This window comes from Dasania marina DSM 21967 (genome assembly GCF_000373485.1).
Taxonomy (GTDB): Bacteria; Pseudomonadota; Gammaproteobacteria; order Pseudomonadales; family Dasaniaceae; genus Dasania; species Dasania marina.
Window position 1 is genome coordinate 610,721 of sequence record NZ_KB891585.1, and the last position, 11,976, is coordinate 622,696.

Genomic DNA, 11,976 nt, shown 5'->3' on the forward strand with positions numbered 1-11,976 from the left:
TACTGGATGCCATATGCCTAGTTATAGCTAACAGCTTTTTCAACGCCATTTTGCAGGTAGTTAATAACAGCCAAAAAAAATCCCCGCACTGGCGGGGATTTTAAAGCTAGGCCTGTGCCCGCATATGCGGAAACAGTAATACATCTCGAATCGTCGGTGAGTCAGTAAACAACATCACCAAGCGATCTATACCTATGCCCTCACCCGCTGTTGGCGGTAAGCCGTATTCTAGCGCGGCTATGTAGTCAGCATCGTAATGCATGGCTTCGTCGTCACCGGCGTCTTTTTCGGCAACCTGTGCTTGAAAGCGTTCGGCTTGGTCTTCAGCGTCATTAAGCTCTGAGAAGCCATTAGCAATTTCGCGGCCACCCACGAAAAACTCAAAGCGATCAGTCACAAAAGGGTTGTCGTTGTTACGACGCGCCAACGGTGATACTTCGGTGGGGTATTCAGTAATGAAGGTCGGTTGAATTAAGTGCTGCTCTACCACTTCATCAAATATTTCCATTTGTACTTTGCCTAAGCCGTATATGTCTTTCAGCTTAATACCTAAACCTTCGGCTACTTTACGGGCGCTTGCTAGGTCGGCAATATCTTCCGCTTTTATCTCTGGGCAGTATTGCAAAATAGAATCGAATACCGAGATGCGCGCAAAGGGCTGAGCTAAATCATACTCTATGGTTTTCACCACTTCGCCTTCGGCATCGCGTACGGTATTCACTAAAGTGGTGGTGCCTAGTACCGACTGCGCCATTTTACGCAACATATCTTCGGTGAGATTCATCAAGTCTTTGTAATCGGCATAGGCTTGGTAAAACTCTACCATGGTGAACTCGGGGTTGTGACGAGTCGATAAGCCTTCGTTGCGAAAGTTGCGGTTAATTTCGTATACCCGTTCAAAACCACCTACTACTAAACGCTTGAGGTAGAGCTCGGGCGCTACCCGCAGGTACATGTCCATATCTAGGGTATTGTGGTGGGTAATAAAAGGACGCGCCGTGGCACCACCAGGTATGGTGTGCATCATGGGGGTCTCTACCTCCATAAAGTTTTCAGCGTCAAAGTAGTTGCGCATAAAGCTAATCATTTTGGAGCGCGTTTTAAACACATCCCGCGACTCGGGGCTCATGATTAAATCCACGTAGCGCTGGCGATAACGCATCTCTTGATCTTTTAGTCCGTGAAACTTATCAGGTAAGGGGCGCAGTGATTTGGTTAGCAACTCTACGCTTTCCATATACACATACAAATCGCCTTTACCGGATTTATGCACCGGGCCGGTACAGCCTATAATATCGCCTATATCCCAGGTTTTAATTTCAGGCAGCTGCGCTTCGGGCAGTTGTTTTTTATCGACATAGGCTTGAATGCTGCCACTCATATCTTGCAGCACTAAAAACGGGCCACGCTTGGCCATAATGCGGCCAGCCACTGAAGCGCGTCGGTCTAGGTCTTCTAAGGACTCTTTTTCCTTGCTGCCTAATTCGTTTTGCAAATCTTGCGCATAATCAGCGCGACGAAAGGTATTGGGGAAAGCGTTACGCTGCTCGCGTATATCGGCTAACTTAGCGCGACGCTCAGCAATCAGTTTGTTCTCTTCACCTTGCTGTTGGACGGCGTTATTTTCTGTTGGCTCTGACATACGTTCCTCTATTGTTTCTATTAAGTGTGTGCTGCTATTCCCCGTACGGGGTCTTCAAAACTCTAAATATCTTTACTTCACTCTAGCGACTAGCGACTATCAACTAGTGACTATTTTTTAAACCCCCAACTTCAACGATGCCACGATAAACTGATCGAGGTCGCCATCTAACACTGCACCACAGTTGCTGCTTTGTACGTTGGTGCGCAGGTCTTTGATCCGTTGGTCATCTAATACATAGGAGCGTATCTGGCTGCCCCAGCCTATATCTGATTTGCTGTCTTCCATGGCTTGTGCCGCTTCGTTACGCTTGGACATTTCCATTTCGTAAAGCTTGGCTTTTAACTGTTTCATGGCGTTATCGCGGTTTTGATGTTGCGAACGCTGATTTTGGCACTGCACCACTATGCCGCTGGGCTCGTGGGTAATGCGTATAGCCGAGTCCGTTTTGTTGACGTGCTGGCCACCGGCGCCACTGGCGCGGTAGGTGTCTACCCGCAAGTCAGAGGGATTGATTTCTATATCGATATTGTCGTCCACTTCCGGCGACACAAATACCGAGCAAAAGGAGGTATGGCGGCGGCTGCCGGAATCGAAAGGTGATTTGCGCACTAAGCGATGCACACCCGTTTCGGTGCGCAGCCAGCCATAAGCATACTCGCCAGTAAATTGTATGGTGGCGCTTTTGATGCCCGCCACGTCACCGTCGGAGGCTTCTAACAGCTCAGCTTTAAAACCTTTGGCCTCGCCCCAGCGTAGGTACATGCGGCATACCATTTCGGCCCAATCCTGCGCCTCGGTGCCACCTGAGCCTGACTGTATCTCTAGGAAGGCATTATTAGGGTCCATTTCCCCTGAGAACATGCGGCGAAACTCCAGCTTTTCCAGCTGGGCCTGAAGCTCTGCTAGCTCGGCCTCTACTTCGCTAAGGGTCTCGACATCGTCTTCGGCGGCGGCCATATCCAACAGGTCGCTAATATCCGCCAAGCCGGTGGTCATTGTGTCGATGGTGGCAACCACCGCCTCTAAGGATGAGCGCTCACGGCCTAACTCTTGCGCCCTATCGGGATTATCCCAGACAGTGGGTTCGCCCAGCTCTAGCTCAACTTCCGTGAGCTGCTCTTTCTTGGCATCATAGTCAAAGATACCCCCTAAGAACTTCCGTTCTAGCCGATAAGTCCTTGATATTTTGTTTAATGGGGTTCACTTCTAACATGGGTTTTAATAGCCGTTACATATTGAGTAAGCTGCCTAGCGGTACAGCAGAGCAAGGTACACACTAAGCACCCCGAAAGCGCGGCATTTTAGCCTAACTAGCCGCATAGGTAAATCAACAGAACTTGCAGCTTAAGCCCTAAGCTTGCTATATAGTAATAACAACGGCCGACACCAAGAGGCAAATGTGTTTTATATTATTGATCAAGGCCTGCGCATACAGACCCCCGTGGAAACACTAGCCAGGGACAAGACCGTGCAGGCCATAGAAAAGCCCGCAGCCACCTCGGCCATTAGCAAAGAGCAAGAGGTGCCAATCCCCAAACAACCCCCCAAACAAAACCCGGCACAGCCTAATGCCGATAAGCTAGCCCACCACTATCAAGAAAACAAACAGGCTAGCCAGCAAAGGCGCCAACCCGCTGTTTTTGCCACTCAAATCATGACCCGCCCCGCTATTGCCATGAATGATCAAGAGAGTATCTACAGCGCCAGCCTATTGCTAAAGCGCCAGCGTTTTCACCATCTACCCATTATCAATAAAAATGGCGAACTGATAGGCATAGTCACCGATAGGGATATGATGCGCTTTAGCCTAGATAACAGCCTGGCAGATTTACGCAGTATTACCGTTAGCCGAATCATGAATAAAAAGGTCATTACCGCCGCCGAAGAAACCGAGATACGCAGCATTGCTGATGTTATGTGCCGGCAAAATATCAGTGCTATGCCGATTACCGACCAGAACCGGCGATTAATAGGCATCGTCAGCAGCACAGACATCTTGCGCACACTGGTGCATCAAGCACCGCTAGAGCTATGGGCTTAAACTTATGAGCAAAGCCAAGATGCGTTTAGTACTGGTAGGTGCCGGCCACAGCCACTTAATGGTGTTGCAGTATTTTAGCCAAAAGCCTATCGCCGGCTTACAGCTTACCGTAATCAGCCTCAGCAACTATATCCCCTACTCCGGTATGATACCCGGCTTAATCGCCGGCCATTACAGCTGGCAGCAATGCCATATTCACTTGGCTAATCTCTGCCACCGGGCCCAAGCCAAGTTAATCATTGGCGATATAGATTATATCGATAGTGCCGAACACAGCGTGTCCGGGCCGGGCATACCGCCCATAGCTTATGACTGGCTATCGCTTAACACCGGCTCTAAAAATCAATTGGATACGATCGCCGGTGCTAGCGACCAAGGCTTGGCCAGCAAACCTATAGAACAGTTCTTGCCCGCCTGGCAGCAAAAAATAACCGAGATCCAGCACTGCCGTAATAGTTATAAAATTGCCGTAGTCGGCGGCGGCGCGGCCAGCGTGGAATTGCTACTGGCAATACAACAGCGCTTACAAACCCTGCCCAAACAGGTAACCGTAAGCCTGAGCTTAGTGACCGCCGCCAAAAACCCACTACCCCAATACAATCCGGCGAATAGCCAATTAATAAAAAAAGAATTACAGCGCCATACAATTAAACTGTATGTAAATAGCTGTGCCAGCAAAGCCCATCACCATGGCCTAGATTTAGCCGATGGCAGCAGCATAGCCGCTAATTGCGTTATTTGGGCTACCCAAGCAGGCGGACCGCTGTGGCTAAAAAACACCACAGTTAATTGCGACGAACAGGGGTTTGTGCATGTAAACCAATTTTTGCAAAGCAGCTCGCACCCCAATATTTTTGCCGCTGGCGACATGATACATTTTAGCGAGCAGGCTCTGCCTAAAAGTGGCGTCTATGCGGTGAGAGCCGGCCAGGCTTTGGCCAAAAACTTACACCGGGTGATACGCAACAAAGCCTTAACACCCTACCAGCCCCAGCGTTATTTTTTGAATATTCTATCGCTGGGTAATAAGCGGGCTTTAGCGCAGTGGGGAATTTTTTCTGCTGCCGGGAGCTGGGTATGGTATTGGAAAAGCTGGCTGGATCGCCGCTTCGTCAACAAGCTTAATAAAAAAGACTAAGCTAGGCTAAACGCTGCGCTATTTAGGGTAGGAGGCTAAAGAGCCTAAATTCTTTATCATCAGCTCTTGCAACCTACCACTTTGGTGCAAGCGCTCTATGCCTTCATTAAAGATTTGCAGTAACGCTTGGCCATTTTTAAACGAGTCAGTAACTTTATAATAGAAGCTTCTGCCAGATGTCTAATTACAGCTCACCTTCAGCCTTAATAAAATCATCTACCGCTAGCGACATTTTTGCCGCCTGCTTAATGGCCGCTTGCATATACGTGCCTTCCTGCCCCTCTTGCACGCTGCCATTACTGATATAAGCTGCGTAGATTCTAGAGGCTGCTGCCAATATGGCCGCCTCGGTGGAAACCAACTGCACGCTAACGCGCTTATCCTGCTCTTGACCTTCCAGCTCTAACATTATTGCTCCTTAACGCTATTAACTAGCTAGTTTATTTAATGCACCGAGGTGGGCCTTAAAAATATTTGCTGCCGGCTGAGTAACTTAACAACATCCCTAAGTGCTTGCACAAGTTCTTTTCTACCGGTAAAGCCTAATTGTTTTGCCACCCAGGGCGCTGGCCGATTTTGCAATAATACATACACCACTAAATCACGCTGCGCATCCGTCAACCACTGCCTAACTTCTAACTGCCCGGTAAAGCTACAAGCTAGTTTCCACAGCGGCACACTGCAAACTTCATACACCCTATAACCTTCGGCAAAGGCGGTGATGTCTAACCAGTCTTGATCATCCAATAGGATAAGGTCGGCCATCTCGCCACCAAACATTAAACCGGCTGCCAACTCCGGCTCTAAGCCCGCAAACAAAGTGAGTAATTGATGAGGGAAATGCTCTAAAAAACGATAGCGTACTAAATCTATCACCAACTCCCCCGAGAGATTAAACGACTGCAGCACTATGGCCGAGTGCGTGCCACTACAGGCATCGCGCGACACGCCTAAACGCACTGGGGTAAAACCGGCACGCTGCCAAAAATGTAACACGTCGGCAGTCACCCCAAAACTAGAACCCAAAATGTCTACATCGGATTTTTCGGCCTGTTCGCTAATCGCCGCTAGCATCGCTTGCCCGAAGCCTTGCTGTTGCAGCTCAGGCTGCACCGCAATGCGCATAATACGCTGGTAGCGCAGCTTAGGTGCCACCTCTACCCCGGAATGCGCCGCTAAGGTTTGTGGCAATAAATGGCCACGCAAACGACGTTCGCCCTTCCATACCGCCGTGGCTAACTCTCTACTAAAGTCGCCTTCGTCAGTAACCAAGGCGGTGGCCAACACCTGATCTTCATATAAAGCCACCCATACGCGAATATTGGGACCATCTAATAAATTGCGTAAATCTGCCGGCGTGGTTTGATAATGAGCCAGCACCAATAAGGAAAATATTTGCCTGAGTAAAGCTTCATTGTTCACTAAATCGCGGCGTTCGAGCTCAACAAATTTACAATCGCGGGGTTTTATTTTTTTCGCCAAGGACAGGCTGTAATCGGCGTTAAGTAATAGCGCTTCAAACAACCACTGCTCTACCGGGTCATTAGCCTGCCAGCGTATGGGCTGCTCCAGTGTCAGGCTTTTCCACTGTGGCGTTTGTTCATCTAATATTTGCTGAAAGCGTATGCCGAAGCCTCGCCCCGCGCCCTCGTAACCATGCACCGTGGAGGCAAACACCACGCGGCTATATTGCTGCAATAGCGTCGCTAAAATAGTGAGCGGTATGGCTGCGGCTTCATCCACCAATAACACATCAGCTTTAGGAGCCGGCCTGAGTAATTGATCGGGCGGCATAAAGATCAACTGCTGATTATCCAGACTTAAACGGCCTTTATCACTATGCGTGCCGCCCCCTAACAATTGTTTGGCATGTTCGAATACAGCCTGCACTGCCGCTAATGTTGGCGCGGTAATGATAATTTTTTGCACACCGCTTTTCATTAGCTCTGCGGCCGCTATACCCAGTGCAGAACTCTTACCTCTGCCTCTATCGGAGGTAAGCACCAAGGGCCTGCGCCTGTGGCCTTTAACCACCTTAACAATAGCCGCCACTGCCGCGCGCTGATCAGCCGTACGGCAGTAATCGGCTTGCGTGGCACTGCTAATAGCAGGCGCGGCAATTGCTGTGGCGCCGGATTGGGCTAGTGATGTGGGTGTGGGTGTAGGTATCGTTAAGCCATTTTTTTCTGAACAAATCAGTGCGCTATCCAGCTGTTCGATAGTACTGGCAAAGCGGCGTATAAATAAATGTTCTAGCTGTTCCGGCTTATTGGGATGCACCAGTAAACGGTGATAATCGGGGTCTAAAAAATTATGCCAGTCGTCTAATTCTGGAGTGAGCATAATCAACAAGCCGCCGCCCACTATCGCACCGCCCAGCACACCGATAGCATCGGGGTCTAAACCGCTATAGGCATCGTATACCAAACAGCTAATATCCGTGCCCAGCATTTGCTGTGACTTTTTACGGCTAAGGGTAGTGATAGTAGGATCTTCAGCCCCCAATAGTTCTTCACTAATATGGTGCTGCTGTTCAAAAAACTGTGACAACATTAATTGCTGTAGCTGCTTGCGCCCCCAAGCTTGCTCGCCAGCAATAATAACTAAGCGGCGTTGTTGCGATTGTTGAGCATCGGCAAGCAATTGCTTAAAGGCTTTGTTTACTGCACTGACTGCCACGGTGGTTCTCGCTCTGAAATAGCTTAGGCGCTATAAAATTGGTTAAACTGCTCAATAAAATCAGGTAGTTGCGCAGCAGGTAATTCATTAATACCCGCTGCCGCTGCCCTACCACCACCACTAGTAAAGCGACGGCAAAGTTCATCGGCACCGGTTTTGTTATTTAATGGCGCTCTCACACTAACCAAATAATTGCCGTTAGGTTTTTCGGTAACCACGGCATGGCCGCGACTGGAAAATTGATTGGCCAGGTCATTGCCATAAACACCACTGACACGACGCGCCCAAGGCTCATCGGGGAAAACAAAAACCGCGACATTGTCGTTACTGAATTCGGGGGCTATATGGGTAGCTGAATACATATCTTCTTCATAGCCCTGCTCTAAATGCTGAAAGGTATCTTTAGCGTCTACCATAAACTCCAGCGGCGTTTTATAGGTAATCATAGAACGGTACAGCTGATCAGGCGCGAAGTGTAAGTCTTCAACGCTAGAGCCATAGCCGTTGTAGTTCATGTATATGCCCAAATTTTCTAAGCGCTCTAACTCATCGCCAGTTAAGCTCATGGTTTTAGCTAAGGCCTGCGCACTGTTTTTTAAATTATCGCCAAAGGCGCCTACTAAAGCCCACTGAGAAAACTGGCCTTTTAAATGGCCATTAATTAATAGGCTGGTGCATACGTCAGCCGCTATGTTGATAATGGTTGTAAGATTGGGATGAACCGGGATCTCACCGGCATGGTGGTGATCCACATAAAACACCGTCGCACCTGCCGCCAATGCAGCTTCTACACCCTGGCGGTTTTTATCAAAAGAGATGTCGAAAACATTGACCGTATCGCCTGCTACGGCCTGCACTTTATCCAACAACTTTATATCGCGCTTAACCCCGGTAATTAATTGGCTATCGGCAGGTTGCGCATTGCGCAGTTGCAACAAGGCGCAGATACCATCGGCATCGCCATTAAAAACATCATAAATTGCCACAGACCACGTTCCTTTATGTAAAAACTCTATAGAGGGATAAACCCTTCATATAAAAAGGCGCAGCTTAACACAAATAAGGGCTGCATAGAGGCTTTAGCTCAGGCATAAGCTAGAGGGTAGCTAGGCAGAAACGGGGATGACAGATGTAAAAAAACCGACCCAGCGGCCGGTTTACTTACGAGCAAAGCTAATCGTAGATACCGCGTTAAAGCGTAATCCTATCGCGATTATCCTGTACTAACTTAACCCCTATACCCTTAATTTCGGTAAGCTCTTCAGGGGATTTAAAGCTGCCATTTAGCTCTCTGTATTCAATAATAGCCTTGGCTTTATTGGCACCTACACCTTTTAAGCCCTTTGCCAATTGCGCAGCATCAGCGGTATTAATATTAACCTCAGTGATAGCGGCTGACTGATCGGCCCAGGCAACGCTGGTAGGTAGCAGTAACAAGGTACAGAGAATGGCGGTAATGAGTTGTTTCATGAGTAAGTCCTTTTAGTTTTTCACGGTTATTATTGCTGTTAACAGCCGGTTAATAGACTCGTAAATCCTATTAACAAGCCATTAATGAAAAACTAATACAGCCTTACGCTTTAGGCAACTGCGCCACAGCTAGATTGGTAATATTTACGTTATTAGTCGCTTAATTGCTGATTAATGGCCTGTAAAGCCGCTAAAGGATCGCTACTTTGGGTAATAGGTCTACCGATCACCAAGTAGTGGCTGCCCGCAACCATCGCCGCCTTAGGGGTGGCAATGCGGCGCTGATCGCCCTGTTCACTATCGACTGGGCGTATGCCGGGGGTCACTAATTGAAACTCTGCACCCAAGGCGTCACGCAACAGGCTGGACTCTTGCGCCGAGCACACCACGCCATCTAGGCCCGATTGCTGGGTTAGCCTGGCCAAACGCTGCACCTGCTCGGCGGGCGTGCAGCTGATGCCCACCCCAGCCAAGTCGGCCTGCTCCATGCTGGTAAGCACGGTGACGGCAATTAAGGACGGGCGCTGCTGGTGATTGGCAATGGCCTCCCTGGCCGCTGCCATCATGCGCTGGCCACCGCTGGCATGCACATTCACCATCCATACCCCCATATCAGCGGCAGCTTTGACAGCGCCGGCTACGGTATTGGGGATGTCGTGAAATTTTAAATCGAGAAAAACCTCAAAGCCTTTGCTATGCAGCAGCGAGAGTACCGCCGGGCCGCAGTAGGTAAATAATTCCTTGCCCACTTTCAAGCGGCAATCGGCAGGGTTTAGTTGCTCAGCCAAGGCTTCAACCTGCTGTAGGTTATTGTAATCCAAGGCGACAATAACGGGGGATGTGGTAGTCATAATATCTCTATATGTCTTAATCTATTACTGATAAATGTAAACGCTTAATCGCCTTCGGCGCCGCGTATGGGGGCAACCTCACCCCACTGTTTGCAACTGGGGCACAACCAATGCAATTTTTTGCCAGAAAAGCCGCAATGCTGGCAGCGGTAGTGCGGCTTGCTGGCCATTAGTTTATGTATTAATGCCTGTAAAATAACCAAGTTGTCACGGGCCGTGCCCTGACTATTGGCCACATGCAGGGCTACCAATTTATCTAAGCCGCGTAGCGAGGGCCGGCGCTTTAACTCGCCACCCATAAATTTAGCGGCGGCTTCATCGCCCTCTAAGCGCTGTATATCTTCAGCCAACGCCAGCACTACGCTAACTGAGGGGTATAAATCCAAACACATTTTAAGATAGCGCTGGAAAGATTGCGGGTCATTTAACTTTTCGCAGCACAATTTTAACAAGTTTATAGATTCAGAAACATAGCTTAAATTTTGATGGCGGATTTTATGCAGGCTTTTAACCGCGTTTTCGTAATGGCCGGTTTCATATTCGGCCCTGGCTAACAACAGCGAGGCACGCACGCAGTCTTTATCGTGCATCAGCGATTGTTTCAGATCTTTTCTGGCCGCGTGATAATCATGCTTATCTAGCGCTTGCTCAGCCAGCTCGCAATAATAATGCGACAAGGCCCGCACTATCATCGGGTCGCCAGCGGCGGCTTTTAATAGCGTTTTTTTGGGCAGTAACTGCTGCGCCTTGACTACTGCTTGCCGCCACTCTTTTTCATCTTGCAAAATCTCTAGCAGTAACAGCGTGGCGGTTTTGTGTAATTCGGGGGCATCGACAATTAAATCTTCTAATAGTAGCTCGGCTCGGTCTAATAAACCTGCGCTGATGAAATCTTTTGCCAATTCTAGGTGAGCTTGGTGTAGCTGCTCGCGGGGTAACGTCGGCCGGGATAATAAGTTTTGGTGTATGCGTATAGCGCGCTCCACCTCGCCCTTACGGCGCATTAAATTACCTACCGCTATATGGGTCTCTAAGGTTTCGCTGTTAACATCCAGTGCTTCGATAAAAGCATCCAGCGCGCCATCGGGTTGATCATTAAGTAGGTAATTAAGGCCTTTATAATATTGCTGCTGCAACGCCGTCTGCGCATGCTGCTGTGACATCACAGAGGATGAGCGCTGCCCCAGATACCAACCTATACCTATGGCAGTCACCAATAATAACAACAGCCAGCTATCTACCATGTCATGCCTTAGCTGTTACAGCTTTGCCAGCGTTACCGGCACGCAGTTTTTCCAACTCTTTATTAGCCGCCTGCAGCTGACGATTTAAGGTATAACGTTCGCGTTTTACCCGCCACAAACTCAGCAGCCCTGCCAACAAACCAAACACGCCACCCAAGGCAAAAGCCAGTAACATCCAAAGCGCTAACCATTGCGCATCCAGTTGCACAAATAACAGATCCAAAGGCACCGCTGTATCATTTTGTAGGGTAAACAACACCCCTACCGTAAATACCGCAATCAACACTACCAGTAATACTAGGCGCAGTAATAAGCGCACGGTCACCTCCTTCCCTTACAGATAATTAACAACATATCTAGCATAGCCTTTATCCACAAAAAAAGCGGCGTGACCAATGATCACGCCGCCTGTATAGAGTACCGGTAAACCGGGCTAGCACGCAATAACAGAACCCAGTATCCGCTGACCTATTTAGCCTATCTGGCTTTTTGTCAGCGGTTCTATCGGACTTTAAGCAAGCTTTCGTTTACCCGCTCGCGCATCTCCTTACCGGGTTTAAAATGGGGCACATATTTGCCCGCCAATTGTACCGTTTCACCAGTTTTAGGGTTACGGCCTAAGCGCGGCTCGCGATAGTGCAAAGAGAAGCTGCCGAAGCCGCGTATCTCTATGCGCTCACCCATAGCTAATGTCTGTGACATTTGCTCAATAATAGTTTTAATAGCCAGCTCTACATCTTTAACCGACAACTGTTGTTGACGAGAAGCGATACGCTCAATCAACTCCGACTTGGTCATAATGGTTTCCTGTTATCTCTCTTATGCACTGCTTGCTAGGCACATCTTGCTAATGTCTGGCTATTCTCTAACTACTGCCTAACCATCGTTTAACTATGGCCACTTTTAAC

General features: G+C 48.8%; 12 protein-coding genes. 2 read left to right on the top strand and 10 right to left on the bottom strand.

Translation table 11 applies throughout. From position 1 onward, the window contains the following. Positions 1-106 precede the first annotated feature (106 nt). Together lysS and prfB are read right to left on the bottom strand one after the other, a co-directional pair. Positions 107-1,642 carry a lysine--tRNA ligase gene (gene lysS, locus B067_RS0112450; protein ID WP_019530417.1) on the bottom strand — a complete coding sequence of 512 codons (1,536 nt, stop codon included), beginning with the start codon at positions 1,640-1,642 and terminating at the stop codon, positions 107-109. A gap of 117 nt (positions 1,643-1,759) precedes the next feature. Then, a protein-coding gene (gene prfB, locus B067_RS0112455; protein ID WP_156820823.1) for a peptide chain release factor 2 occupies positions 1,760-2,858 on the bottom strand; the annotation gives its coding sequence in 2 pieces (ribosomal slippage) (positions 1,760-2,782 and positions 2,784-2,858; 1,098 coding nt in all). A gap of 186 nt (positions 2,859-3,044) precedes the next feature. Here prfB and B067_RS21330 point away from each other — a divergent pair. Together B067_RS21330 and B067_RS20405 are read left to right on the top strand one after the other, a co-directional pair. Further along, the gene (locus B067_RS21330) at positions 3,045-3,686 is read left to right on the top strand and encodes a CBS domain-containing protein (protein WP_156820824.1); all 642 of its coding nucleotides are present in this window, start codon (positions 3,045-3,047) and stop codon (positions 3,684-3,686) included. Positions 3,687-3,690: 4 nt separating this feature from the next. Next, the gene (locus tag B067_RS20405) at positions 3,691-4,824 is read left to right on the top strand and encodes an FAD-dependent oxidoreductase (protein WP_019530420.1); all 1,134 of its coding nucleotides are present in this window, start codon (positions 3,691-3,693) and stop codon (positions 4,822-4,824) included. Between the two features lie 184 nt (positions 4,825-5,008). Here B067_RS20405 and B067_RS0112470 read toward each other — a convergent pair whose 3' ends face one another. The 8 genes from B067_RS0112470 to ihfB all read right to left on the bottom strand — a co-directional run bounded on the left by B067_RS0112470 (position 5,009) and on the right by ihfB (position 11,866). Next, positions 5,009-5,233: a hypothetical protein gene (locus B067_RS0112470; RefSeq protein WP_019530421.1), complete on the bottom strand. Its 225-nt coding sequence runs from the start codon at positions 5,231-5,233 to the stop codon at positions 5,009-5,011. A gap of 35 nt (positions 5,234-5,268) precedes the next feature. Next, positions 5,269-7,503, bottom strand: a complete 2,235-nt coding sequence (locus tag B067_RS20410) for a tRNA(Met) cytidine acetyltransferase TmcA (protein ID WP_019530422.1) — start codon at positions 7,501-7,503, stop codon at positions 5,269-5,271. Positions 7,504-7,526: 23 nt separating this feature from the next. Then, positions 7,527-8,489 carry a DHHA1 domain-containing protein gene (locus B067_RS0112480; protein ID WP_019530423.1) on the bottom strand — a complete coding sequence of 321 codons (963 nt, stop codon included), beginning with the start codon at positions 8,487-8,489 and terminating at the stop codon, positions 7,527-7,529. A gap of 205 nt (positions 8,490-8,694) precedes the next feature. After that, positions 8,695-8,973, bottom strand: a complete 279-nt coding sequence (locus tag B067_RS0112485) for a ComEA family DNA-binding protein (RefSeq protein ID WP_019530424.1) — start codon at positions 8,971-8,973, stop codon at positions 8,695-8,697. Between the two features lie 152 nt (positions 8,974-9,125). After that, positions 9,126-9,824: an orotidine-5'-phosphate decarboxylase gene (pyrF, locus tag B067_RS0112490; protein ID WP_019530425.1), complete on the bottom strand. Its 699-nt coding sequence runs from the start codon at positions 9,822-9,824 to the stop codon at positions 9,126-9,128. A gap of 44 nt (positions 9,825-9,868) precedes the next feature. Then, complete coding sequence (gene lapB, locus B067_RS0112495; protein ID WP_019530426.1) at positions 9,869-11,068, bottom strand: lipopolysaccharide assembly protein LapB; 1,200 nt, start codon at positions 11,066-11,068, stop codon at positions 9,869-9,871. 1 nt (position 11,069) lies between these two features. Further along, positions 11,070-11,387, bottom strand: a complete 318-nt coding sequence (locus tag B067_RS0112500; protein ID WP_026244625.1) for a LapA family protein — start codon at positions 11,385-11,387, stop codon at positions 11,070-11,072. Between the two features lie 182 nt (positions 11,388-11,569). Further along, a complete protein-coding gene (ihfB, locus tag B067_RS0112505; protein ID WP_019530428.1) occupies positions 11,570-11,866 on the bottom strand; it encodes an integration host factor subunit beta in 297 nt (98 codons plus the stop codon). Positions 11,867-11,976: the final 110 nt, after the last annotated feature.